Raw genomic sequence first — 26,485 nt, forward strand, 5'->3', positions numbered from 1 at the left:
TGGCATCGGCATATTAACTTATGCTAACCATTAAATCATATCATGATAAATAAAAAATGCTTTATTCATCGATACGATGAGATACAAAAGCACTTGAAATTACAGCGGTAATTCCATAATAAAAGCCTCTAATCTTCCACAAACGTAAAAAAAACATTTCAATTACAACGCATCCGTTGTACAACATCTAAGTTGTTTGCCCTTCTTTTACGCTTCCAATGGAAAAGGAAACTCTACTTAAAAATCTTGGTGCCAGGATACGTGAAATACGTAATAAGAAGGGTATTTCTCAAAAACAACTTGCCCATTCCATTGGCAAAGACCAACAATCTGTGCAGAGATTAGAGGCGGGTAATATAAACCCCACCTATTATTATCTCTATGAAATAGCTGATGGTCTGGAAGTAGATCTTGAGGTTTTAATTAAAAGAGACGGTGCAGACTCCAACGTATAAAACCTTAGCAAGGTAAACCTATCAAATCATCTTTAGTTATTTACCCTTATTTTGATCAGATAAGCATCAATAAGTATATATAAGCATCTATAAGAGACATGCATTTCTTATGGAATTTGGCGATAACAAATAAGTAATCTGAGGAACAAATGAGGTACAAAAATTGCCAAAAATAAAGAATTTCACTAAAAAAAAGACAAAAAAAATAACCGTAATCAACTAGATTACAGCTACTTACAATACCCAACAATACTTCGGTAAGTTCTTGGAAATAACTTACTAAAGTATTGATTATCAGCTAGTTATAACACCTATTTACCAATACAAAACTTACTAAATATATTCTCCAGCAAATCATCAGTAGTAACCTTACCGGTAATCTCTCCCAAATAATAAAGCGCCTGCTTAATATCCATCGCTAAAAAGTCCGAAGTAACCGGATTGATCAACCCCTGAGAAACGCTATTCAACGAATCCTGAGTCTTCCTCAGTGCTTCCACATGTCTGATATTAGTAACCAGCGTATGATTATCCGAAAGTTTATCCCCAATCACAGTCTCATACAGCAACTCCTTCAGCTCCTCCACATTCTGATTTTCCTTCGCAGAAATCCCTATGAACCTGATCTCCGCAGGTAAATTCAGTTCTTTCAACCTGTCATTAAACGACAAATCAATTTTATTCGCAACAGCTATGAAAGTCAAACCTGGTTTATACAATCTTGCAATATCGTCCTTAATCTCACTTGCTGTCAGATTCAATACATCGAATAAATAAACCAGCACTGCAGACTGACTAATCTTCTGCATCGTCTTCTCTACCCCTATCGCTTCAATCGTATCCGTAGCCTCCCTGATCCCCGCAGTATCAATTAATCTGAAATTGATACCATTGATATTCAAAACTTCCTCAATCGTATCCCTGGTCGTTCCGGCGATCTCACTAACAATTGCCCTGTCCTCATTCAGCAGCGCATTCAATAACGTAGATTTACCCGCATTAGGTCTTCCGGCAATCACCGTATTAATCCCTTCCTTAATCACGTTCCCTAATTCAAAAGAACGGATCAGTTTATTCAATACTATTGTAATCTTATTAATCAGGTCCTGTAACTGATCCCTGTTTGCAAACTCAACATCCTCTTCAGAAAAATCCAGTTCCAATTCGATCATCGAAGCAAAATGGATCAGCTGTTCCCTTAAAATATTCAGTTCCGTACTAAAACCACCTCTCAACTGATTCATCGCCACACTATGCGCAGCCTGTGAATCTGACGAAATCAGATCTGCTACAGCTTCCGCCTGAGACAAATCCATTGCACCATTTAAAAATGCCCTTAGCGTAAATTCTCCCGGTTTAGCTGCAGAAGCACCCTTTTTGATTAATAAATTAATAATCTGCTGGATGATATAATTTGATCCGTGGCAGGAGATCTCCACTACATTTTCTTTAGTATAAGATTTAGGACCAACGAACAAACTCACGACCACTTCGTCAATCACGATGTCGCCATCTTTGATCAGTCCGAAATGCAGGGTATGCGTAGGTTGGTTTAACAGATTTTTTCCGCTAAATACGGAATTGGTGATCTCAATAGCATCTTTCCCGGATAAACGGATTACACCAATGGCACCCGATCCAGGTGGGGTTGATAAAGCTACTATTGTTTCATTTGTAATCATAACGGACAGAACTTAGATTTAAGATTGCGCAAAAATACCCAAACATTTCCTATCTTTTCATGTTTAACCATTGAAAATTAACATTTACATTACAATATGAAAGAATTACCCCTCACCGTCAGGCGGTCCATTGAATTACTCGGTCTGGTGCTTATCGGTGCGTTATTTGTTGTTGCAAGCGATATTATCATGCCCGTTATCATGGCATTTTTTATCAGTATCATGCTCCTTCCGGTCTATCGTTTTCTGAGAAAATATAAAGTTCCGGAAATCATAGCTATTATTTTCCCTATCCTTCTGGTGGTAATTTTTATCGGATTAATCGCCTGGTTCTTTACCGCTCAGGTAGGAAACCTCGTTTCAGATTTCCCTGAGATTAAGAAAAACATGGCCCAGCACTTAAAATCACTAAGTGAATGGATCAGTAGTGTGAGCAGTTACTCACCTACCGAACAAATGAATTTCATCAACAAGAAGAGCAATGACCTGCTAAATATGGCCGGAGGCATGGCAAGTGGCGCAGCAGTAACGTTGAGCTCTTTATTCGTATTTGTCGGTCTGCTGCCGATCTATATTTATCTGATGCTTTTCTATAAAGACATTCTGTTACGTTTCATTTTCATGTGGTTTAAAACAACAGATCATCCAAAAGTTAAAGACGCGATCTATGAAACTGAATCTATTATCAAAAACTATCTGGTAGGTCTGCTGATCCAGATTACCTATATGACGATCCTTCTGGGAGGTTTATTAATGCTTTTCGGTATTCAGCACGCTTTACTGATCGGAATTATCTTTGCCATCCTTAACCTTATCCCTTATGTAGGTGCCTTAATAGGGAACATTATCGGCGTACTGCTCACCATAACCGCCTCAACCTCCCTGGCACCGGTGGTTACAGTTTTAGCAGTAATTGCTGCAGTTCAGTTCCTCGACAATAATATTCTGATGCCAAGAATAGTTGGTTCAAAAGTAAAAATCAATGCCCTGATGGCGATTTTAGGCGTAGTTGTCGGCGGCAGCGTTGCCGGAGTTTCCGGGATGTTTTTAGCCATGCCATTGATCGCCGTTCTTAAAGTCATCTTTGACAGAACAGAATCATTTAAACAATGGGGTGTACTTTTTGGAGATGAGCGTCCGGCAAAAAGCCCAATGACTTTTCCCGGTTTCAGGCGAAAAGGCCCTGTTGAATTAACATCAGGAACGCAAAAAGATTAACCAGATTTCTAAAAATTATTTCACGACAAAACCACGAAGAGCAATCTTTGTGGTTTTGTTGTAAACACCCCTTTTATAAGCGCTTCAAAACCCGGAATTACCTTCCAAAACCGGCTAAAAAAACAACCGAAAAACATCTAAAAAATCACCTTTGCAACTCACTGATAATAAGCACACTACCCATACCTTGTTCAGACATCATTCAGACAAGGTTCAGAGGCTATACAGACAAAGTTCAGCTCCATTCGAATAACAGCTGAATAAGCTTTTAATAATTTCTTATTTATACACTTATAACTATAATTCCAGAACACCTTTTCCCCTATATTGTAACACCAATCAGATCTATTATGGCAATTATACAGGAAGGCACCGTACTGGCAGGTATCAGAGGAAGAATCGGAAACGTCGTTATTTATACCTGGAAGAACAAGGTATGCGCTCGTTCATTACCCGCCAAACCCCGCAAAAAAAGGCCAAGAACTATACCTCAGCAGGCTCAGGCTAATAAAATGAAAGTGTTAAGTCCGTTTTTAAATGCTGTTAAGCCCTTCTTAAGAACGGGTTTCAAACAAATAGCCGCAGGCAGGAACATTACGGCAAACAATGCAGCCAAATCTGCCAACCTGTTAACAGGTATAAAGGGTGAATTTCCTAACCAGGAGATCAGCTGGGACACTATTTTAGTCGCCGACGGGCCACTGCAAAAGCCAGAAAATGTAACCGTTCAGGTAGCAGAAAACGCCTTTCATTTCACCTGGGACAAGGATAAGACCGCAGAAAGCAATCCAAATGACAGAGCCATTATCCTGTTATACAGTAAAACCTACAGGCGCCCCCATATCAATTACAGTGGCGCCCGCAGAGACGAGTTAAAAGACACCTTTTACCTCGATCCTTTTTACCTGAAAAAGAATACTTACGAAGTATTTATAGCCTTTAAAGATGTCATGAGTGACAAAGTATCTAAAAGTGTGTATTGCGGCAGATTCATAACCTAGCCCACCATACCAAAAAACGAATGGCCGAACAACTCCTCCAGAGTCATTCAGCCATTCCGTATAATACTTTGCAACGGCTACAACAGAGCCGTAGCTTTACACTATAAAAACCTTTCTAGCTCATCGAAGGAAACGATATACCCTTTATTTTTCTAAACATTTCAACCGCATAAATATCGGTCATACCGGAAACGAAATCCAGCACACAAAGTATCTTTGTATAATCATCCGTCTCTTTCGTTTTAAACTGATTAGGTATCAGCTCAACCAGTTTTTTATGATACTTCGACTCATTATTCAGATAAGCAGGAATAAACTCTTCCAGCAAGCCTCCCATAACCTTATAACCGGCAACCTCGATCTGTACAACAGAAGAGTAATTATAAATCTTTTTGATAGAGATCCGCTCGATATACTTCATAATGGATAAGAAAGGCTCATGAATCGCATCCATTAAACTCACATTAAAGTCACCATTTAAAATAGCTTCCTGGTTATCATAAAATACCTGAGAACATTGCCCGATTAATGTACTGATAGATTTTGCACGCATCAGCGTAATCTTTGCATCATCATCCTCCATTTCAGCTAAACGTGCCGGCAATTTCACATCATTACATAAAGGAAGAAGCAGACTTTCCACCTCCTCATAAGAAAGAATTTTGAGGCGGTGTGCATCTTCCAGATCAATGATATTATAACAAATATCATCCGCAGCTTCAACCAGGTAAACCAGTGGATGGCGCTTATAAACCAGCGGTTCATCCTGAACCCTGATCAGCCCCATTTCTTCCGCTATCTTCTTAAATCCACTTTGTTCGGCCTGGAAAAAGCCATATTTCTTGGTATAAATATTCGTTCTGTCGTGCCCTGCTACAGCAGCGCAGGGATATTTTGCAATCGAAGCCAGTGTCGCATAGGTCAAAGCAAAGCCGCCCGTACCTTTTCCGGCAAAAGCATGAGTCAATATTCTTAGTGCATTCGCATTTCCTTCAAAATTGATCAGGTCTTCCCACTGCGCCTCACTGACCCTGTCTTTATAAATTTTCCCGTCTCCGGTAGTAAAATAATGAGAGATAGCGGATTCGCCGGAATGTCCGAAAGCCGGATTTCCCAGATCATGTGCCAGACAAGCCGAAGCAATGATATTACCAACCTCTACCAGTAAAGGACAGGTTTCATCTATATTCGGATCAGCCTCTTTCATTCTGTTATAAAAAATAGTTCCCAGAGATCTCCCTACACTTGCCACTTCCAAACTATGAGTCAGTCTGTTATGAACAAACACACTTCCCGGTAAAGGGAATACCTGTGTTTTGTTCTGTAACCTCCTGAATGGAGAAGAAAAGATAATTCTGTCATAGTCACGCTGAAACTCAGATCTTGCCTCTTTTTCATTTCCGGCAAAACGATCTTCATTTCCCCAACGCTTAGCAGACAATAATTTTTTCCAATTCATAAAAGATAAAATAATGAGCCGCAATATTACTTTTATTCGGGCGCAAAAAAAAAGAGGTGCTCATTTAATAGCACCTCTTTTATTAAAATTGCATAATTATTATGCAGAAAGGTATGATTACATTCTTTCAGGAACCTCAATTCCTAAAATGCGCATTCCTGATTTCAGAATATTAGCAGTTACCCAGCTCAGGTTTAATCTGTGCTGTTTCATGGCTGCGTTCTCTTCTTTCACAATCGGTGGAATCTCATGATAGAATTTATTGAACATTTTAGCTACCTCATAAATGTAGTTGGCTAAACTTGCCGGGCTGAAAGCTTTAGCCGCAGCAGCGATCTCTGCAGGATATCCTGATAATAAAATTATCATTTCAAGCTCAGTAGCTGATAATTCGATATCATTGGCTACATGCTCCCCTTTTTTATAATCCGCTTTGCTTAACAGCGATTTAATCCTTGCATGCGTATATTGAATAAACGGCCCTGTATTCCCCTGGAAGTCGATAGACTCTGCAGGATCAAATAACAAACGTTTCTTAGGCTCAACCTTTAGCAGGAAGTATTTCAACGCGCCCATACCAATTTTATAGTAAAGACTTGCTTTTTCTTCCTCCTCAAAATGATCAACTTTACCCAGTGCTTCAGTTTTCTGTTTAGCAGTGGCGATCATTTCAGCGATCAGGTCATCCGCATCAACTACAGTACCTTCACGGGATTTCATTTTTCCGCTGGGCAGATCGACCATTCCATAAGATAAATGATATAATCCTTTCGCCCAGCTTTTACCTAACTTATCTAAAATCAGGAATAAAACCTTAAAATGATAATCCTGCTCGTTACCTACCACATAAATAGACTCGTCCATTTTGAAGTCATCAAATTTCATCTGGGCAGTTCCCAGATCCTGGGTGATATAAACAGAAGTACCATCCGCACGCAGCACCAGTTTCTGATCCAGACCATCTTCAGTCAGGTCGATCCATACTGAACCATCAGGTTTCTTAAAGAAAACACCTTTGGCCAGGCCTTCTTCGACAGTATCTTTGCCCAGTAGGTATGTATTACTTTCATAATAATACTGATCAAAATCAACACCCAGGTTTTTATAACTTACAGCGAAGCCATCATAAACCCACCCGTTCATTTTCTTCCACAATGTGATAACCGCTTCATCACCAGCTTCCCAGGCTAATAACATAGCCTGAGCTTCTTTGATTAAAGGCGCATTCTTTTTAGCTTCATCTTCAGTCTGACCAGCTTCTTTAAGTGTTTCGATTTCCTTTTTGTATTCTTTATCGAAGATCACATAATACTTGCCAACCAGGTGATCGCCTTTTAAGCCAGAGCTTTCAGGAGTCTCTCCGTTGCCCCATTTCTGCCAGGCCAGCATAGATTTACAGATGTGTATACCTCTGTCGTTGACAAGGTTAACCTTAAATACCTCTGCCCCGTTTGCTTTAAGCAGTTCAGAAACAGAATAGCCTAATAAGTTATTACGTACGTGTCCTAAATGAAGTGGTTTATTCGTATTTGGCGAAGAATATTCGACCATTACTTTTTTTCCTGTTGATGGAATCGTACCAAATTCTTCCTTAAGCAGGTCAGTCTGGAAAAGATCAACCCAGTAAGTTGTGGCGATGCTCAGGTTTAAAAACCCTTTTACCACATTAAAAGCAGTAACCTCTTCGATATGTGCTTTAAGGTATTCCCCAAGTTCGGTAGCAGTTACTTCAGGTGATTTTTTAGAAAAGCGGACTACAGGAAACACAACGATAGTGATTTCGCCTTCAAATTCGCTGCGCGTATCCTGAAGACTCACTTGTGATTCCGGTAAATCCTGTTGGTATAGTTCTTTGACTGCGTTAACAGTCGCGGTAATAATATGTTGTTGGATATTCATAATTCTATTCGTTTCTAAAGGCATTCGTTGCCTTAATTAAAATCTCAAATGCGTGCTCAGCCATTTGATTTTCCCGGTCAAGGGTGGGATTAACTTCTACTATCTCAAAACAACATACCTTTTGATAAGCAAGGAATCTGGACATCAGTCCACCTGCTTCACGTTCAGTAAGCCCCTGAGCTACCGGGGTTCCGGTACCTCTTGAAGCTGTAGGATCCATAGAATCCACATCAAAAGATACATAAATCAAATCGCATTGATCCAGATATTGCATGGTTTCAATAACGATTCTTTCTACTCCTCTTTTCCGGACTTCAGCAGTGCTGTACATCTTTACTTTGTTTTTCCGCAGTAAAGACTCTTCCGGTTTCTCCATATCCCGCGCAGAAATCAGCACAAGATCGCTATAACTAATCTTCGGTGCAATTTTACCTACATTTTTTAACTGATACCAGTAGTTTAGTGTCTCCTGGTCAAGTTCATTAACTTTAGCATCAAGATTGTCCTCATCAAGCACCATAGCAAGAGGCATTCCGTGCATATTTCCGGACGGTGTAGTATAAGGAGAGTGCATATCTGAGTGTGCATCGATCCAGATTACACCTAATTTCGATTTAGGATATGCTTTTTTTATTCCTGTGATTGTACCTGCAGCTGTGCTGTGGTCGCCGGCTAAAACAATTGGAAACTCGTTTCTTCCCAGAGTTTCGGTCACTTCATCAGCAACTCTTTCTACCATGGTTAAAATTCCGGAAATCCGCTTTGCGAACGGGCTACCGGTGTTTTCAAGCAATAAATGGTTCTCATTCGGAACCTCAACTGACTTATGTTTTTTAAAAAATCTACTCCCAAAATCTAGTGCGGCAATCTTTATCGCGTCAACGCCCAGGCTGGCACCACGTGTACCTGCGCCCAACTCCGACTTAACTTCTATAATCTTTAAGCTCTTCGTCATAAAATAAAATTACCAGTGTATTTTAAAGTGTTTATCTTTGGCACCAAAATTAACTCATTTTAATTTGTCAACCCTTTAAATAATTGTTCAAAAATATAAAAAATGCAGAGTTACTCCGAATTTCTTGATCTAAGTGTAGGTTTTCCTCAAGAAGGATACAGTGTCATAGATGACGAACTATACTTTCAGGATCTGAATTTAATGGAAATGATTGAAACTTATGGTACACCATTGCGTTTCACTTATCTTCCGATGATCACTAAAAAAATCCAGCAGGCGAAACTGTTGTTTCAGACTGCGATCATCAAGAACAATTACCGTGGAGATTACAAGTATTGCTATTGTACAAAGAGCTCACACTTCAGACACATTGTTGAAGAAGCTTTAAAGAATGGCATTCACTTAGAGACATCGTCCGCGTTCGACATGCCGATGATTGAGGCCCTTGAGAAAAAAGGAGCCCTGACCAAAGACATCACCGTTATTTGCAATGGTTTTAAAACGTATCAGTACAAACAATATATCATTGATATGTTGCATGACGGATACAAGAACATCATTCCCGTATTAGACAACAAAGAAGAATTCAATCTTTTTGATGACGAAGTGGAATTGGAAACACCTTGTAATTTAGGTATCCGTATTGCCGCAGAAGAGCAGCCGGACTCGCAATTCTATACTTCCCGTTTAGGTGTACGTATGGAAGATGTAATTGAGTTCTACAACAATAAAATCTCTGCAAACCCTAACTTCAGGGTTAAATTACTGCATTTCTTTATCAACTCTGGGATTACGGATTCTCCATACTACTGGAATGAGCTGGAGAAATACGTAACCCTTTACTGTAAATTCAAAAAAATCAATCCTGAGCTGGATACTTTAGATATTGGTGGTGGTATGCCATTCAAAGACTCCCTGGTATTCGACTTTGATTATGAATACATGGTTAACGAGATCGTTAAACGTATCAAAGAAATTTGTGCTGAACACGATGTAGTAGAACCGGATATCATTACTGAATTTGGTAAATACACAGTTGCAGAAGCATCTGGTATACTTTATAAAGTATTGGGACGTAAACAGCAGAATGACCGTGAAAAATGGTTGATGCTTGATGGTTCATTCATCACTAATCTTCCTGATGTATGGGCTTTAAACCAGAAATACATCCTGCTTCCTATCAATAACTGGGATGCGGAATACGAAAGAGTCAATCTTGGTGGTATTACCTGCGATGGTCAGGATTACTACAACCAGGAAGCGCATATGAACTCGGTATTTATGCCAAAAACACGTAAAGTACAATATCTTGGTTTCTTTAATACAGGGGCTTACCAGGAAGTACTGAGCGGATATGGTGGAATTCACCACTGCCTGTTACCAAGTCCGAAACATGTGATTATCCGTCGTAACCGCGATGAGACTTTCAACTTTGAGGTATTTGGAGAAGAGCAAAACAGCAAGCAGGTTCTGAAAATTCTGGGTTATACCTAGCCCCGGGTTATACCGGTATCATAAAAACATCAAATCCCGTTCTGGAAAGAGCGGGATTTTTTTATTTCAGAAAACCGTAAATAGTCCTATCAATACACCGAAGGATCTATTTCGCCGGCTCTGAATATCCGTTTTCTTTGCATCGTTAAAAAACAAGATACATGGAAACCGGTTTCAGAAAATGGATTATCGTTGCTACGATCATCACTTCAACTATTATTGAATTAATTGATACTACCATCGTTAACGTATCTATCAATACGATGAGTGGTAATTTAGGTGCAGCGTTAGAAGATACGGCCTGGGTGATTACGTCCTATGCGATTGCCAACGTGATCATTATCCCTATGACCAGCTTTTTAGCGGAAAAGATTGGCAGGAAGCAGTATTACATAGGTTCAATCGTTTTGTTTACCGTAGCCTCTGCCCTATGCGGCTTCTCGGATAATCTTTGGGAGCTGGTTGCATTCCGGTTTTTCCAGGGAATTGGTGGTGGTGCTTTACTCTCTACATCACAATCCATTCTGTTTGAAACCTTTCCTGCAAAAGAGCGCGCAACTGCGAGTGGTATATTCAGTCTTGGGATCATTATCGGTCCTTCTATCGGTCCGGTAATGGGCGGTTACATTGTAGATAACCTGTCGTGGCAATGGATCTTTTATGTGAATATTCCTATCGGGATCTTAGCAGCCCTGCTCTCTTACATCTATCTTAAACCTACTAAAAAATCAGATGACGGCCGAAGTATCGACTGGCCCGGAATTTTTCTGCTCGCTGCAGGCGTAGGTTCACTGCAGGTGGTGCTGGAACGCGGCGAAACGGATGACTGGTTCTCGGCCACTTATATTATTGTATTAACCACCCTATCAATCATTTCGCTAACTGTACTGGTCTGGTGGGAACTTAAAACACCATTCCCGGTGATCAACCTGCGGGTATTGAAGAGTGCAACCTTGTCCATCTCGGCTATTATGACTTTTGTTTTGGGCTTCGGATTGTTCAGTGCAGTATTTGTTTTTCCGCTGTATGCGCAACGTATCATTGGCTATTCTGCTTTCCAGACGGGAACCATGCTTTTGCCGGGCACTTTGATGGCTGCTATGATCTCTCCATTTCTGGGCAAAATGCTTCAAAGTGGTATTCGTCCGCAATACCTGATTATTCTGGGTTTCGGTATGTCTGCCGTATTCGGCTATATGATGTCGGGGTCGAATCTGGAAACCGGCAGTGCTTACTTTTTTATCCCTTTGGTATGCAGGGGTCTTGGCGCTGCATTATTGATTGTCCCTTTAACGGCACTTGCGGTATCAGAACTCAAACCAGCTGAGATCCCACAGGGAGCGGCCCTGAATAATATGATGCGTCAGATGGGCGGTTCGTTCGGCATTGCTTTAATAAACACCTATATCGCACATCGCGAGGCTAATAACCGTACTGCATTAATCACACATGTTACAACTTCAGATCCGCTTACGATGATGCGGCAGGAAATTTTGATCCGCAATTTTATGGCACATGGCTCTACTTACCTTCGTGCAGTACAGCAATCCCTGGGTGCACTGGAAAACACGGTGGTTAAACAAAGTTTTTTGCTCAGTTATATGGATGCTTTTTTTCTGTTAGCGCTGCTAAATGCCTGTTGTATCCCACTGGTCCTGATGACGATAAAAAAACGGGAAAAAGCAAAAGCCGGAAAGTTAACTGTACCCGATGCGCACTAGCTTAATGCAAACGCGACAATCGTGATGGTAAACTTATCGCTACAGCAAAACATATCCGTTACCAAACCTATTGAAAATAATTAAATTTGACTTATGAAGACTATCCCTCTGCATATATTACAAGACAGAACCAGTTCTGGTTTACAGATTAAGAAATTCAGGAGGGAAGATCATCAGGTAGATGATCCGGATACTGACGGGGCTCACCGCGATGATCACTATATTTTCTTTTTGCTGGAAACTGGTTCCGGCAATCTGATGATTGATTTTAAAGAAGTTCAATTGTTGGGAGGCATGCTTTATTATATTCTCCCAACCCAGGTACATCACCGTATCCGCACTGTGAATGTAGATGGCTGGTATCTCGCTGTTGACATTGCGCTGATTCCTCAGGAATGCAGAAATGTATTTGAACGCGGGTTATTGCTTCAACGGCCTTATGAACTCAATGAGGTTCAGCTTAAGCAATGCAATAACCTGATGACATTGTTTCATGAAAAATATAAAGAGAGCGATACCGATCCCTTTTATGCACCTGTTATCCATGCCCTGCTACAATCATTTTTAGCCATTGTAGCTGGTCATTATAATGAACATTCAGGTCTTAACTTAAAAGTATCACGGCGGGCTGAAATCTCCGGTCAGTTTAAAAACCTGCTGACGACTGAATTACGGTCTATCAAAAGTCCTGCAGACTATGCATCCAGGTTAAATGTATCAGAGTCTTATCTGAATGAGGTGCTTAAGAAAACCACGGGATTTCCAGTAAGTTACTGGATACACCAGGAAGTGATGACCGAGGCCAAACGTCTTTTGTACTATAGCCGGCTTACAGTTAAAGAGATTGCCCATGAGCTGGGTTATGCTGATCACTCCTATTTTTCCCGTCTGTTTCGCAAACAGAGTGGCACAACAGCGATTGCTTTTCGCGATCAATACCGCAAATAATCCAATCATTACAGCGAAGTGACTATTTCTTTTGGCGTTAAAAGCAGGTTTCTTTGTATCATTCAAAAACATATAACATGGAAACGTCTATTTTACAACAAATTAAAAACAAAGCCGGCAGGCTCATTGAGTTGCAGCTGCTTAAAACCGGTCGGGTGCTGGAGGTACGTGCCTGGGAGTCCTCGGCTATGATAGAGATTGATCTGCATTTACCATTTGCCGATATCCAGCATTGGATTGAAGTGCCTTATATAAAATTCCGGGTTGGCAATTTATCCTTCAGGGATTATACACCATTTGGCTGGGATGCGGAAACGAATACCTGCTCATTACTTGTTGATACAGCACATGAGGGACCTGGGAGTGAGTGGGCGAAACGGCTTCGTACCGGGGATCGCATTCAATACCTGAAGATAGAAAGCACACATCAGTCACCACATCCTACGGATTTCATTGTTGCTCTCGGCGATGCCAGTAGTCTTGGACATCTGTTGGCTATGCAGCAGCTGACCCTGCCATCTACCCGTTTTGATGGAGCCGTGCTCTTGGATAATCCGCATACCGGACAATTGTTTAAGGATTACTTCTCCTCTCCGGTAACTACACTGACTAAGCGAAGTGAATTGATTAGCTGGCTGAAGAAACAGAGCTATAACACTGCGCACACCTGGTTTTATCTGGTAGGAAATCAAGGTATGGTTGCTGAGTTACGTACGTTATTAAGAAGCCTGGGTTTACCCAATACACGTGTAAAGGGATTTTGGTCCTGAGTAATGTGGTGGGAGATTATTTACCCTATAGGTTATTTACTGTCATTGAGCAGGTTTATGATGATAAGTTCCGGATAGTTAACCTGGAACTATTACATCGGAAAAACTTTAATAATCTTCCCTGTTTGATTTAGCAGAACATGTTTTCCTTCTTTGGTCCAGGCTTCTCTTTTTCCCGCTTTGAGTCCAGTCACTTTAGAAAAGCGTTGCTGCCATTGATTGATGTATCCTTCCTCATATCCTCCGGTCCAGTACCAGTGTTCGCCGTCCATAACTTTGTGGCCTCCCAGTGTATATTTGGTTATTCCACCTTTAAACGGTTCGGCAAAATCAAAAGCGGCCGGAATAACTTTTTTCCAGTTTAGATCAGCGAATCCTATTTTATTATTCTCTACAAAGCGAAAAAGTCCTTCCTGTGGGTAATCGGGACCATTATCATAAATAAACGGGATTAGAATTACCTTCCCTGTCCTGTCAATTCCCTGTACTCCATTTTTACCGGAAACAAACGTATGCTCATAGAGTGTATCCGGTTCAAAGCCTGAGAAGTATTGTGCTGGAATAACGACTTTACCGTGGCGGTTTTTGTAGCCCAGGCGTTCACCATCTTTTGTTTTCACTGTATAAGACAGTAAAAAATCCGTTCTTTTTTCCGGGTCAGAAGCAGTTTCTTTTTTCTGGGCAAAGGTGGTTAGTGCAAAAAACATGACCAGTGGCGTTAACAATCTCTTCAACATATTCATCTTTCAAATCCCGGTCAAGATAAAATTGTTTTTCCAAAAAAAACAATTAACTCCAGATAGTAAGTTATAGACTGCCTAAAGACTCTTGAAATCTTGTACTATTTATTTATATTTATCAAATAAAAGGAATGATATAAATAATATGACCGATGATTTCATGAATTCATTCTTTGAAGATTACCCACAAGCCCAAAGCGGTAGACTTACAATAGATGAGTTGAATAAACTGATGATTGAATATCAGGATAAAATAAACAATAGTCCAATAGCAGATTTTGATGGATTAAGTCCAGAACAGATGAATGCTTTGCTTCATTCACCATTTACGGCAGGTGGAATATTGCAATTACGTAAGGGAATGGATGATTATCTCGATCAAGTCCCAATATTTAGACTATCAGAATTGTTGATTTCAGAAATATGGAATAGCGGCACTTTGAAACTAACCACCAAAGGTAATCTTCCAGTAAAAGTATGTGAATTACTTCATAACCAAAACCTGATAAAATGGGAATACGTGCATTTTGTAAAGAAGGTAACAGAAGATGAAATTCCTTATATATGGCCTTTGAAACAATACCTATTAGATGAAGGAATTTTAAAAAAACGTAACAATAGATTGTCATTAACCAAGTATGGGGAGAAATTCATACTATTCTCAAAGGCAACCCGCTTTAATAATCTGCTCACATACTTTACAAGCCACTTTCACTGGGCGAATTTTTACGATCTTGAGGACAACGGAAAATGTGGCAATCTGGGATGGGCTTATTCATTGGTTTTATTATCAAAATACGGTATGAAGTCCAATACCAGTGAGTTTTACAGTTTAAAGATAATCAGGGCATTAGAAAAAGAGTTATGGAACAGCTATCAGGAAAACATGAATAATGAAGCTATAAAAGATTATCATAACGCTTACGCAATACGTTTTTTTGAATGCTTTGCAAATTGGTTTGGCCTGGTGAATATCGAACAAAAAAGAGATTATCTAATGTCTCTATCAAATCGGGTAGTAATCACAAAATCAAGCTTATTTGATCATTTATTTGAGGTGATTTAAATCCGGCTATCTTAGAATTAGTCAAAAAGCAAACCTAATAGTAATCCAACCAGTAAACCAAATAGCCATCCAACAAGCAAACCAAATGGCCATCCAACAAGTAAATCAAATAGCCATCCAACAAGCAAATCAAATGGCCATTCAACAAGTAAACCAAATAGCCATCCAACAAGCAAATCATTATGCACCCTGCAACCAACATGTAGAAAGAGATCCAGCTTTTACATTTTCTAAGGGTGGAATACTGGTGAAAAAATAAAATCGCCTGACACCTTTACGAACATTGGCCATTCTTCATGGGCGTAGTTCGTAAAGGTGTCAGGCGATTTTATTTTCCCCTTTCCTTAGAAACAGAAAAGAGGATTTCTTTCGGAATTACTTAAAGAACTTTAATCTCTTTATTTTCTTCCTTCACTTCAACCTTTTTCCCAATTGCAATCGTCAAAATCCCGTTCACATATTCCGCAGAAATTTTCTCCGCATCAACACTTTCAGGCAAATTAAACGACCTTGCAAAAGACAAATAATCGAATTCTTTTCTGCTATAATTTTTCTTTACTGCACCATCTGCTTCTTTTTTCTCAGCCCATACAGAAAGCGTGTCTTTTTTCAGGTTAATCTGAAAATCACTTTTTTCTAAACCAGGTGCTGCCATTTCGATGGTATAATTACTTTCAGATTCCAGAATATTTACTCCAGGAACTTTATTTATAGTATAATTTTTATTTAGCGCTTCACTGAACAAAGAATCAAAAACATTGTTAAAGTAAGGTGCGTGGCTTCTTGTACGGTTGTTAAAATTTACTAATGTCATGGCTATAATCTCCTTTAATTTTTTATTTTTAAATATATAACCACCTGTTCAACTCTTATACCAATCCAATAATTCATGATATTTAAGACATTTTGGCATTCAAAAACAAAACAGACAGACAAAAAGTCAGTTAATCTAGGTAATTTAGACAGTTTTAAGTATAAAACAGAGATAGAAACACGTTTTGCAGACTTTGATATGCTCGGTCACGTGAACAATGCCATATATTTCACCTATATAGAAGTTGCACGTACAAAATACTGGAATAATGCGATATCATGGAATTGGAGAGAGACAGGCATTGTGATTGCGCAGGCCTCTATGGAGTTTATCAACCCTGTTCTTATAGAAGATAAAATAAGTATCTATGTACGAACGTCAAGAATTGGTAACAGCAGTTTTGATCTGGATTATATGATTGTAAAACATGTTAACGGCGAAGAGGAAATTTGCAGTAAGGGAAAAACCGTCTGCGTGGCCTTTTCACATTCCACGAAGAAAGCTATCCCTATACCAGATACAGAAAGAGAGAAAATGATTGCCTTTGAGCAGCTTTAACTTACACCGGCAGGTATTTATTCAGTATTTTCCCGTTTTTAAAAGTGATTGAATCTACCAGCTCTAATTTTTTCCGGTCATTAAAAATAGAAAGTCCATTTCCGATTGCGACTGGATTTCTGACAATAAAATACTCATCAATAAGATCTTCGCTGATCAGTGATCTGACAAAATCGGCACCACCATAAACCATAATATCCTTGCCTGGTTCTTTTTTCAGTGCCCGTACAACAGTAGCCAGATCGCCATTTTCCACTTCCACATTTCTGCCGGCAATAAATGTCTCTGTCCGACTGAAAACAATCTTTCTCATATTGACGATGAGTTGTGCTAAAGGCCGTGCCGGGTTATCAGGCTCATTGTCTGCCAGATTTTCCCAGTAACCGATAAATCCTTTAGTCATCTTGCGTCCCATTAATAGTGTATCGCAGCTGTCGGCCAGCTCAATTACCTTTTGGAAGCCTAATTCATCTGGTTTGGCCAATAAAACCCAATCCTGTTCACCATTTGGTCCAGCTACAAAGCCATCAATGGTCATTTGCATCTGTAATTTCAATTTTCGCATAGCAGTAATTTTAAATTGATAACACCCTCGTTATCACAAATATCTACAGATTCTTTAGGATAATGAGGGTGTATTCACGACCAATCAGGAGGTAATTTATGCCATAAAAAAACTAGAATATTTTCCCTGGATTTAAGATTCCATTCGGGTCAAAGACATTTTTAATCCCTCTCATTAAATTAAGGTTGACCTCACTATATTTAATAGACATAAAATCTTTCTGAACAAGGCCTATTCCGTGTTCTCCGGAAATTGTCCCTCCTAATGCAGCAGTCAACTCAAACAATTCTACAATACCATCTTTCAGTTTGTTTTTCCAGTCTTCATCACTCATCCCTGCTTTGATAATATTGATATGCAGATTCCCATCACCAGCATGTCCGTAACAAACACTTTCAAAGCCATATCTGGAACCAATTTCTTTAATCCCGCCGATTAACTTTGGTAATGCAGCTCTGGGTACAACTGTATCCTCTTCTTTATAAACAGAATTAGACTTCACCGATTCGGCCATTGTTCTGCGCATACGCCACAATTCTTCTTTCTGGCCTGCTGTATCTGCAAAAAGCACATCAGAACAGCCAAACTCTTCCAGTACCGTATTTACTTTTTCGCAATCCTTAAATATGGCATCCAGGTTATCTCCGTCAACTTCTATCATCAGATAAGCATTTATGCCATCCTTAATATCAAAATGAATATCATCATACTGTACGACCCACTCTACTCCTCTGCGCTCCATAAACTCCAGAGCCGAAGGCGTAATTCCTGCTCTGAAAATTGCGGATACCGCAGCACAGGCCTGCTCATTTTCGGCAAAAGATCCCAGCATTACTACTGTATTCTGTACTTTGGGAACCAGTTTGGTTACAATTTTAGTAACCACTCCCAACGTTCCTTCAGAACCAATCATCAATTGTGTAAGATTATATCCTGAAGCATATTTAAGTGTATTTGCTCCCGTCCAGATGATTTCGCCGGTAGGTAAAACAATTTCCAGGTTCAGGATATATTCCCTTATCGTTCCATATTTCACCACCCTTGGCCCTCCTGAGCCGTGAGCCACATTCCCGCCAATAAAACAGGAACCTTTGCTTGAGGGATCAACAGGATACAACAGTCCCTGTGCATCCACCGCATTCATAAACTCTTCGGTAATTACACCCGGTTCTACAGTAGCCTGCAGGTTTTCTGTATCAATAGAAATAATAGCTTTGAAGCGCTCCATAGATAACAACACACCACCATAAACCGGCAATGCTCCACCACTCAGTCCGGTACCGCCACCTCTTGGTGTAACCGGGACATGATGCGTATTACAAAGCCTCAGTAATGCGGATACAGCGGCTGTATCAACCGGCTTAACGACAACTTCAGGCTCATAATGAAGATCCTCAGTTTCGTCATGACTGTAATCGGCTAACGAAACGTTATCAGTGAATACATTTTCTGCACCCAAAACTGAAACAAGCTGGGCCAGAAACCCGGGATCTATCTTTGTATAACTAGGAAGGTTGGACATATATATTTTAATGTTTCTTTTCGGACGTATAGGATAACTGAACAAAAGAATGGTGGATCTCTCCTGGCATAGGCGGATGCATTTTTTTGATGCCAGCCACTGCAGTCAGTACAAATGGAAAACTCGAAATAGTTCTGTCTAAAATCAATTTAACAACAGATTCAAGCATTTTTTTGGTATTCCTCATTTCTTCGAGGATAATGTTATTCAGGATTTCGTAGTTCACGGTTTTCTGTAAGTCCTCAGTATCGCCCGAAGGGAGAAAAGTTACTTCGACACTTACCAGAAACTCGGTTCCTGTAAGTTGCTCTTCCGGATAATAGCCATGAAGAGCAAAACATTTTACATCATTTAAAGCAACAGTTTGTAAATACATAAAGATCGGATTTGTGCAACAAAATTAATTTTTTGATTGGTTTTAGCCAGCCATTACACGAAATTATTACCTTTGAAAACAAGCTTCGGATAATAGTTATATAATAATACGAAAAGATTTATATAATGTTGCCGGGCAGCAAGCCAGCTCAACCAAATATTGTGTAAACCATGAACAAATCAGGAAAGAAAGACCTTTATGAAGCACCCGATTATTATCTGTTAGACGAATTTCTGTCTGAAGAGCACAAACTGATCAGACAAACAGCCCGTGACTGGGTAAAGAAAGAAATCAGTCCGGTAATAGAAGATTATGCACAGAAAGCAGAATTCCCAAAACACTTAATCAAAGGTCTTGGCGAAATTGGTGCTTTCGGACCTACTATTCCTGTGGAATATGGTGGCGCAGGACTGGATTATATCGCCTATGGTATCCTGATGCAGGAATTAGAACGCGGAGACTCTGGTATCCGTTCTACAGCCTCTGTACAGGGATCTTTAGTCATGTACCCTATTTACGCTTATGGTTCAGAAGAACAACGTCGTAAATATCTGCCCAAACTGGCTACCGGAGAGATGATGGGCTGTTTTGGTTTAACTGAACCGGATCACGGATCAAACCCTGGTGGTATGGTGACCAACATCAAAGACAAAGGTGATCACTACCTGTTAAACGGTGCTAAAATGTGGATTTCCAATGCTCCTTTTGCAGATATCGCTGTAGTCTGGGCTAAGGATGAAGCCGGCAAAATAAGAGGAATGGTGGTTGAACGTGGAATGGAAGGTTTTTCAACTCCCGAGACACACAATAAATGGAGTCTTCGGGCTTCTGCCACTGGCGAACTGGTATTTGACAATGTGAAAGTTCCGAAAGAAAATATATTTCCGGAAATCTCTGGTCTCAAAGGTCCGCTGGGCTGTTTAAACCAGGCGAGATACGGTATTGCCTGGGGCGCCCTGGGTGCTGCAATGGACTGCTACGATACTGCTTTGCGTTATTCCAAAGAGCGTATCCAGTTTGGGAAACCTATCGGAGGTTTCCAGTTACAGCAAAAGAAACTGGCCGAGATGATTACTGAAATCACCAAAGGTCAGCTGTTAGTCTGGAGACTGGGTGTGCTGAAAAGTGAGAACAGAGCAACGGCAGAACAAATCTCTATGGCCAAAAGAAACAGTGTGGAGATTGCACTGGATATAGCCAGAAATGCGAGACAAATGCTTGGCGGTATGGGAATCACTGGTGAATATTCAATTATGCGCCATATGATGAACCTGGAATCGGTGGTTACCTACGAAGGTACACATGATATACATTTGCTGATTACAGGAATGGATGTCACAGGCATTAATGCTTTTAAATAAAAAAAGGTTATGATCGATTCATAACCTGTACATCAATAAACAATAGCTTACAAATGAAGACCTTTAAAAAATACTATTATCTTCCCGCTCCCCCTGAGGAGGTTTATCTGGCCATGACCAAAGCACAAAGCATACAGTTATGGACTGGTGCTGAAGTAGAATTTACGGATCAGCCGGACACAGAATTCTCTTTATGGGAAGGAGATATCATTGGAAAGAACCTGGAGTTCGACTATGGTAAAAAAATTGTACAGCAATGGTACTTTGGGGAAGAAAATGAGCCTTCAATTGTAACGATAAAGCTTCATGCGGATAAGAAAGGAACTTCTCTGGAATTTGTACAAACAAATATCCCTGATGAGGACTATGAAGACTTTACAACAGGATTAAACGAATATTATATCGGAGGATTACAGGATTTCTTTGAAGAAGAGTAATTCCCGCTAATACCAGCTGCAAAAGCCTTGTTTTTCTGCTATACAACCCAAATAAGGGAACATGAATCAGGAAAATAAGGCTTTTTTGGGTTAAAAATCTTTTTTCACATCAGTAAAACAGGCTTTCACGTAATATTTAATCGTTTTAGCTACGATAACGATATATTAGTGATTAAACCTATTTAAAACTACTATGAAAAGAAAACCATTCACCCAAATGGCAATCGGACTGGGAGCTGCTGCTCTGATTACAGTCAGCTCACTCTCCTCTTGTAAAAAATCTATTGATGCAGAGAATTCCTTATCGAATTCGGCTTCAGAAACTGGTGTCAAAGCAGAAACCTACTATCCAAAGAACACTGGAAATGCCATACAGGCATATTACCGTGGAAATTTAGTAGACCTGTTAGAAATTGACAATGGCCGCTATCTTTTTGAAGGAGATGTTGTACTGAACAAAAAGGATATCTCTCTACCAGGAGAACCCAGAACAGAAAGTACAGTAGACGGTAACATGTGGACCGGCAAAAAATTGTATTACAAATTTGCCAAAGGCATCCCCGACAATTTAAAAACCATGTGGAACACTGCTACTAAAATGTGGACCGATGCTGGTTTAGGATTAGAATTTGTTGCTATTGACAGTAATGATGTAACTCATCCGGATTATGTTGAATTAACACAGAACAGCGATGGTAGCGCCTTTACTTCCGGTATAGGAAAAGTTGGCGGCAGAATGGAACTTTCAATCGACCCTTCCAAGAAAGCCGGATGGACAGCTGGTAATGTGGCACATGAGATAGGCCATGCACTTGGTCTGCAACATGAACAAACCCGTTCAGACCGTGATTTATTTACCATCGTAAACACCTCTACCCTGTCGGCCAGCTGGAAGTATCAGTATCTGATCAAGTCAAATGCTATTGGTGTAGGTCCGTTTGACTATAGTTCAATTATGATGTATCCTAGTCAAACAGGCATATTAACCAAATTAGATGGAACTGGCTGGGCATATAACAGAGCTAATCTGACCCAAACCGATATTCTGGGTATCAATTACAAATATAATATTGGCACCTATACTCCGGATGGCATCTACCAGTTCGAAGCTAAACATGCTGTAGGAACAGATCTTCAGGTGGATGGAAAAGGAAACAAGGTAACTATCGCTAAGGATAGCAGTAACCTGAATCAGAAATGGGAAATTAAACACGTGAGAGATGGTTATTACAAAATAATCCCTCAGAATGCCAAAACAAAGCAACTGGCTAAGAAGCTTGATTCTGTCCTGGTTAGCACAGCTGATCAATCCGATAGTCAGTTATGGAGAATTGTACCAACTTATACTTCGGGATATTTCAGATTTATCAATAAAGCCGATGCTAAAAGTAGTTTAGATGTGGATGTACAGAATGACGGTACCAGTGTTGATCATGCAAGAGCAAAGATTATTGCTTTTACCAGCAAAGATCCTCAGCAATGGAAGCTTAAAAAAGTACAATAGCAAGTTGATTGCAGAAAGCTTAACCGTAAAAACAGAAAATTTAACTTAAAAAGTGCAGGCCATTAAACCTGCACTTTTTTTATAGGTAAAAATCTTGTTTGAATCTCTTATTCAAACAATTAAACCTGGATTTTATATAAATTCAGACTTTATTCTGATAGCCTTTTCAGAAATTCACCTAAACCCAAACAAAACCAATGAATAAGAAGCAAATTGCTGCTATCCTGATTTTCCTAGCATGCTGCTTTCAACTGAAAGCACAAACCAATATCAAAACCTTTGAAATTGGTAAAAAAGACTTTGAATTAAATGGAAAACCTTTTATTATCCGTTGCGGAGAGATGCATTTTGCCAGAATCCCTAAAGCAGACTGGCGGCATCGCCTGAAAATGGCAAAAGCAATGGGCCTAAATACGGTCTGCGCCTATCTTTTCTGGAATATGCATGAACCACAGGCAGGAGAATTCACCTGGACAAGTCAGAGCGATGCAGCAGAGTTTTGTAAAATCGCAAAAGAAGAAGGCTTATATGTCATCTTAAGACCCGGCCCCTATTCCTGTGCAGAATGGGAGTTTGGCGGATTCCCATGGTGGTTATTAAAGGACAAGACGCTTCAATTACGTACTCAGCACCCCTATTATTTAGCCAGGGCAAAAAAATATCTGATGGAAGTAGGTAAACATCTGGCACCATTACAGCTAAGCAAAGGCGGTAATATCCTGATGGTACAGGTCGAGAACGAATATGGCAGTTACGGGAATGACAAAGCTTATATGAATATCATCAAAGACAATCTTAAAGAGGCTGGATTTGATGTTCCTTTATTTCATTGCGATGGCCCGGAACAGCTTAAAGCAGATCATCCGGAAGGTCTTTTTGCTGTAGTCAATTTTGGAAGCAGCCCTGAAACCAATTTCAAAGAATTAACCAAAATACAACCGGAAGGCCCATTGATGTGCGGAGAATATTATCCAGGCTGGTTCGACAGCTGGGGCAGGCCGCATCATAAAGGTGATACTAAAAGAATTGTGAGTGAGCTGAAATATATGCTTGATCATAAAGCTTCTTTCAGTATTTACATGGTACATGGCGGTACCAGCTTTGGAACTTACAGTGGAGCAAATGCGCCGCCTTATCAGCCGCAGACCAGTAGCTATGACTATGATGCTCCTATAGATGAGGCCGGAAATGCTACTCCCAAATACTATGAATTACGCAAACTGTTCAGTAATTATTTACAGGAAGGAGAAACCTTACCTGACATTCCGCAGCAGAAAAAGATCCAGACTGTAGGTCCGGTATCCTTTACGGCTTTTGCGGCAATGGATCAGAACCTCCCAAAACCTGTCAGTTCGGATACGGTAAAACTCATGGAAGACCTGGATCAGGACTTTGGCTGTATCTTGTATCAAACCCATATCAATGCAGGTAAAAAAGCAGTACTTCAGTTTAAAGAAATTCATGACTACGCTTTAATCTACCTTGATAAAAAGCTAATCGGTACTATAGACAGACGTAAAAACAACTACACGATAGAAATCCCTGAAAGACCCAAAAACGCCAATCTGGAGATACTGGTAGAAGCAACCGGAAGAGTGAACTATGGTCATGCCATGCATGACAGAAAAGGGATACATGGTAAAGTTAACCTGATCACAGATGGCGTTGCCAGCGAACTTAAACACTGGAAAAATTATCCTATAAGACTGGGAGATCATAATATCCCGGTCACCTACAAACCTATAACCGGACAAAAGCCCGCTGCAGGGTTCTACAAAGCGAGTTTCGCTGCTAATAAAACTGAAGACACCTATTTAAACCTCAGCAAATGGAACAAGGGTTTAGTCTGGGTAAACGGACATTGTCTTGGCCGGTACTGGAATATCGGCCCTACTCAAACGATGTTTCTGCCTGGCAGCTGGTTAAAAACAGGAAAAAACGAAGTGATAATCTTTGATCTTTATGGGACAAAAAATCCGGAGTTAAGCAGTACGTCAGTACCAATTCTGGATGTGGTTAATGAACCACAACTGCAGGCTCATAAAAAGAAAGGCCAGCAATGGAATCCTGCAATTCAAACACCAGATTATAAAGGCACCTTTGAAAACTCTGCTAAATGGCAGGAAGTAAATTTCAAGACAGTCAATGCACGTTATTTCTGTCTGGAGGCCATTTCAGAACAAAAAGGTCAGCCTTATACAACAGTCGCTGAAATTATGCTCTTAGATGCTCAGGGAAAAGAAATCCCGAGAACCAGCTGGAAAGTTGTCTATGCTGATAGTGAAGAATTAAATGGCAATGACGGCAATGCTTCTAATGTTTTTGATCTTCAGTATACCAGCTTCTGGCATACCGAATGGGAAAACAATTCGCCAAAGCTGCCCCATCAGTTAGTCATTGACCTTGGTGCAAATTACAAGATAGGCGGCATGAAGCTTTTACCAAGACAGGATAACCCTAATGGCCGGATCAGAGACTATCAGCTTTATTTTTCGGTAAATCCGTTTAAAAATATTTAAAACTCTGGTATTACTGTAAAGCTTATACAAAAAAAGCACCATGCCTTTAGTGCATGGTGCTTTTTTGTATTTTGAAAAAACTTATTCCTGACTAAAAGCTGTACTCACTTTTTCTCTCAGATTATAATGTGAACTCATTACCTCTCCGTAAGCTCCTGTACTTCTTATCGCAATTAAATCACCTCTGCTGGTTTCCTGTAACAGCACCTCTTTTCCAAAGCAATCTGTACTTTCACAGATAGGCCCAACTACGTCATATTTAACCGTTGCTTCTCCATCCTGCTTACTCAGATTCTCGATCTGGTGATAAGCCTGATACAACGCCGGTCTCATTAACTCGGTCATACCGGCATCCAGAATAATAAAGTTCTTATTCTTACCATTCTTTACATAAAGGACTCTGCTAATCAGCGATGAGCACTGTCCAACAATCGCTCTGCCCAATTCAAAATGTACTTCCTGGTTAGGTCTTTTTTCCAAAAAGTCATTGAAAATCTTAAAATAAGCTTCAAAATCAGGAATTTGCTGTTCCGGGTTCTGATAATCAATACCCAATCCGCCGCCAACATTTAAAACTTTGACCATAAAGCCACGTTCTTCAAACCATTTTGCGAATTCATTGATACGCACACAAAGGTTTTTATAGACATCCAGATTGGTAATCTGAGAGCCGATATGAAAATGCACCCCCATAAATTCCAGATTAGCTGAAGCTTTTAACATCTCTGCGCAATCAGGAAGATCCCATGAGTTTACACCAAACTTATTCTCATCCAGACCAGTGGTAATATTATGGTGGGTATGCGCATCCACATTTGGATTAATACGTATAGCGACTTTTGCTATCTTATTCTTTTTGCCGGCAAGCTCATTGATTACCTCCAGCTCCTGAACAGACTCCACATTAAAGCAGAAAATATCCAGATCAAGTGCTTCATTGATTTCCTTATCAGATTTCCCCACTCCGGCAAAGACTACCTGCTTTTGAGCGAAACCGATCTCTATAGCCTTCTTTACTTCGTTACCGCTTACACAATCCGCACCCAGCCCTGCTTCTTTAATCTTTTTCAGCACGGTATCATTAAAGTTTGCCTTCATGGCATAATGCACATGAAAATCGTAAACTTTAGCTGCATTAGCACAAGCACTTAGGCTACGCTGCAATAAACTAAGATCATAATAATAGAAAGGGGTTTCTAAATCTGCAAACTGTGCTATATCTTTGTTAGAAAACATAATGTTTAAATATCTTATAGTATTTTGTCTAATTGGAATGATGTTGATTTACCTGGGCAACTATTTCGATCTTCAGCGTCAGAAAATCAGCAAAAAAGAATACGACAGAAGAATCAGGATCTTTATCGTACTCTTATTTATCATTATAGCCGTCCTTGTTTACCTCAAAAAGAGATAAGCCTTAT

The 26,485-nt window shown here is 40.0% G+C and carries 25 protein-coding genes; 15 read left to right on the plus strand and 10 right to left on the minus strand.

Annotation, left to right across the window (positions count from 1 at the left end; genetic code table 11):
• The first annotated feature begins 218 nt into the window (after positions 1-218).
• Positions 219-455, plus strand: a complete 237-nt coding sequence (locus PL_RS05850; RefSeq protein ID WP_041886940.1) for a helix-turn-helix domain-containing protein — start codon at positions 219-221, stop codon at positions 453-455.
• 311 nt (positions 456-766) lie between these two features.
• Here the strand turns inward: PL_RS05850 and mnmE are convergent, their stop codons facing one another.
• Positions 767-2,137, minus strand: coding sequence for a tRNA uridine-5-carboxymethylaminomethyl(34) synthesis GTPase MnmE (gene mnmE, locus PL_RS05855; RefSeq protein ID WP_041886937.1), 1,371 nt, complete (start codon positions 2,135-2,137; stop codon positions 767-769).
• A gap of 96 nt (positions 2,138-2,233) precedes the next feature.
• Here mnmE and PL_RS05860 point away from each other — a divergent pair, with 96 nt between their 5' ends.
• Both PL_RS05860 and PL_RS05865 read left to right on the plus strand, forming a co-directional pair.
• The gene (locus PL_RS05860) at positions 2,234-3,355 is read left to right on the plus strand and encodes an AI-2E family transporter (protein ID WP_041886935.1); all 1,122 of its coding nucleotides are present in this window, start codon (positions 2,234-2,236) and stop codon (positions 3,353-3,355) included.
• Positions 3,356-3,705: 350 nt separating this feature from the next.
• Positions 3,706-4,356: a DUF6266 family protein gene (locus PL_RS05865; RefSeq protein WP_348621207.1), complete on the plus strand. Its 651-nt coding sequence runs from the start codon at positions 3,706-3,708 to the stop codon at positions 4,354-4,356.
• 115 nt (positions 4,357-4,471) lie between these two features.
• Here the strand turns inward: PL_RS05865 and PL_RS05870 are convergent, their stop codons facing one another.
• The 3 genes from PL_RS05870 to rocF all read right to left on the minus strand — a co-directional run bounded on the left by PL_RS05870 (position 4,472) and on the right by rocF (position 8,669).
• Positions 4,472-5,815, minus strand: coding sequence for a deoxyguanosinetriphosphate triphosphohydrolase (locus tag PL_RS05870; RefSeq protein ID WP_041885716.1), 1,344 nt, complete (start codon positions 5,813-5,815; stop codon positions 4,472-4,474).
• A 117-nt stretch (positions 5,816-5,932) separates the two neighbouring features.
• Positions 5,933-7,714, minus strand: coding sequence for an arginine--tRNA ligase (gene argS, locus PL_RS05875; RefSeq protein ID WP_041885721.1), 1,782 nt, complete (start codon positions 7,712-7,714; stop codon positions 5,933-5,935).
• A 4-nt stretch (positions 7,715-7,718) separates the two neighbouring features.
• Entirely contained in the window at positions 7,719-8,669 is a 951-nt protein-coding gene (gene rocF, locus PL_RS05880) for an arginase (protein ID WP_041885714.1), read from the minus strand.
• 102 nt (positions 8,670-8,771) lie between these two features.
• On the opposite strand from rocF, the gene PL_RS05885 reads away from it, so the two are divergent.
• The 4 genes from PL_RS05885 to PL_RS05900 all read left to right on the plus strand — a co-directional run bounded on the left by PL_RS05885 (position 8,772) and on the right by PL_RS05900 (position 13,602).
• Positions 8,772-10,163 carry an arginine decarboxylase gene (locus tag PL_RS05885; protein WP_041885712.1) on the plus strand — a complete coding sequence of 464 codons (1,392 nt, stop codon included), beginning with the start codon at positions 8,772-8,774 and terminating at the stop codon, positions 10,161-10,163.
• A 161-nt stretch (positions 10,164-10,324) separates the two neighbouring features.
• Positions 10,325-11,884, plus strand: a complete 1,560-nt coding sequence (locus PL_RS05890) for an MDR family MFS transporter (RefSeq protein WP_041885710.1) — start codon at positions 10,325-10,327, stop codon at positions 11,882-11,884.
• Positions 11,885-11,977: 93 nt separating this feature from the next.
• Complete coding sequence (locus PL_RS05895) at positions 11,978-12,832, plus strand: AraC family transcriptional regulator (RefSeq protein ID WP_052496547.1); 855 nt, start codon at positions 11,978-11,980, stop codon at positions 12,830-12,832.
• 77 nt (positions 12,833-12,909) lie between these two features.
• The gene (locus PL_RS05900) at positions 12,910-13,602 is read left to right on the plus strand and encodes a hypothetical protein (RefSeq protein ID WP_041885707.1); all 693 of its coding nucleotides are present in this window, start codon (positions 12,910-12,912) and stop codon (positions 13,600-13,602) included.
• 92 nt (positions 13,603-13,694) lie between these two features.
• Here PL_RS05900 and PL_RS05905 read toward each other — a convergent pair whose 3' ends face one another.
• On the minus strand, positions 13,695-14,339 hold the full coding sequence (locus PL_RS05905; protein WP_200890792.1) for a WG repeat-containing protein: 645 nt from the start codon (positions 14,337-14,339) through the stop codon (positions 13,695-13,697).
• 163 nt (positions 14,340-14,502) lie between these two features.
• Here PL_RS05905 and PL_RS05910 point away from each other — a divergent pair, with 163 nt between their 5' ends.
• Together PL_RS05910 and PL_RS05915 are read left to right on the plus strand one after the other, a co-directional pair.
• Positions 14,503-15,408, plus strand: a complete 906-nt coding sequence (locus PL_RS05910) for a hypothetical protein (protein WP_160292154.1) — start codon at positions 14,503-14,505, stop codon at positions 15,406-15,408.
• Between the two features lie 85 nt (positions 15,409-15,493).
• Entirely contained in the window at positions 15,494-15,667 is a 174-nt protein-coding gene (locus PL_RS05915) for a hypothetical protein (RefSeq protein ID WP_160292153.1), read from the plus strand.
• 120 nt (positions 15,668-15,787) lie between these two features.
• Here PL_RS05915 and PL_RS05920 read toward each other — a convergent pair whose 3' ends face one another.
• A complete protein-coding gene (locus PL_RS05920) occupies positions 15,788-16,222 on the minus strand; it encodes an Hsp20/alpha crystallin family protein (RefSeq protein WP_041887236.1) in 435 nt (144 codons plus the stop codon).
• Between the two features lie 75 nt (positions 16,223-16,297).
• On the opposite strand from PL_RS05920, the gene PL_RS05925 reads away from it, so the two are divergent.
• A complete protein-coding gene (locus PL_RS05925) occupies positions 16,298-16,780 on the plus strand; it encodes an acyl-CoA thioesterase (RefSeq protein WP_348621211.1) in 483 nt (160 codons plus the stop codon).
• A gap of 1 nt (position 16,781) precedes the next feature.
• Here PL_RS05925 and PL_RS05930 read toward each other — a convergent pair whose 3' ends face one another.
• The 3 genes from PL_RS05930 to PL_RS05940 all read right to left on the minus strand — a co-directional run bounded on the left by PL_RS05930 (position 16,782) and on the right by PL_RS05940 (position 19,243).
• Positions 16,782-17,345: a dihydrofolate reductase family protein gene (locus PL_RS05930; protein ID WP_348621213.1), complete on the minus strand. Its 564-nt coding sequence runs from the start codon at positions 17,343-17,345 to the stop codon at positions 16,782-16,784.
• Between the two features lie 112 nt (positions 17,346-17,457).
• A complete protein-coding gene (locus PL_RS05935; RefSeq protein WP_052496488.1) occupies positions 17,458-18,867 on the minus strand; it encodes an FAD-binding oxidoreductase in 1,410 nt (469 codons plus the stop codon).
• A gap of 7 nt (positions 18,868-18,874) precedes the next feature.
• Positions 18,875-19,243 (minus strand): dihydroneopterin aldolase, encoded by a 369-nt coding sequence (locus PL_RS05940; protein ID WP_041884576.1) that lies wholly within the window; start codon positions 19,241-19,243, stop codon positions 18,875-18,877.
• A gap of 170 nt (positions 19,244-19,413) precedes the next feature.
• Here PL_RS05940 and PL_RS05945 point away from each other — a divergent pair, with 170 nt between their 5' ends.
• From PL_RS05945 to PL_RS05960, 4 genes are all read left to right on the plus strand, one after another.
• Positions 19,414-20,604, plus strand: coding sequence for an acyl-CoA dehydrogenase family protein (locus PL_RS05945; RefSeq protein WP_041884574.1), 1,191 nt, complete (start codon positions 19,414-19,416; stop codon positions 20,602-20,604).
• Between the two features lie 53 nt (positions 20,605-20,657).
• Positions 20,658-21,041 (plus strand): SRPBCC domain-containing protein, encoded by a 384-nt coding sequence (locus tag PL_RS05950; protein ID WP_041884573.1) that lies wholly within the window; start codon positions 20,658-20,660, stop codon positions 21,039-21,041.
• A gap of 193 nt (positions 21,042-21,234) precedes the next feature.
• Complete coding sequence (locus PL_RS05955; RefSeq protein WP_082036007.1) at positions 21,235-22,545, plus strand: M12 family metallopeptidase; 1,311 nt, start codon at positions 21,235-21,237, stop codon at positions 22,543-22,545.
• A gap of 197 nt (positions 22,546-22,742) precedes the next feature.
• On the plus strand, positions 22,743-25,064 hold the full coding sequence (locus PL_RS05960; protein WP_041884570.1) for a beta-galactosidase: 2,322 nt from the start codon (positions 22,743-22,745) through the stop codon (positions 25,062-25,064).
• Positions 25,065-25,145: 81 nt separating this feature from the next.
• Here PL_RS05960 and lysA read toward each other — a convergent pair whose 3' ends face one another.
• Positions 25,146-26,300, minus strand: a complete 1,155-nt coding sequence (gene lysA, locus PL_RS05965; protein ID WP_041884568.1) for a diaminopimelate decarboxylase — start codon at positions 26,298-26,300, stop codon at positions 25,146-25,148.
• Between the two features lie 37 nt (positions 26,301-26,337).
• On the opposite strand from lysA, the gene PL_RS05970 reads away from it, so the two are divergent.
• Positions 26,338-26,478 (plus strand): hypothetical protein, encoded by a 141-nt coding sequence (locus PL_RS05970; protein WP_348621216.1) that lies wholly within the window; start codon positions 26,338-26,340, stop codon positions 26,476-26,478.
• The last annotated feature ends 7 nt before the right edge of the window (positions 26,479-26,485 follow it).

The sequence above is a fragment of the Pedobacter lusitanus genome (assembly GCF_040026395.1).
In the GTDB taxonomy this organism is placed as follows: Bacteria; Bacteroidota; Bacteroidia; order Sphingobacteriales; family Sphingobacteriaceae; genus Pedobacter; species Pedobacter lusitanus.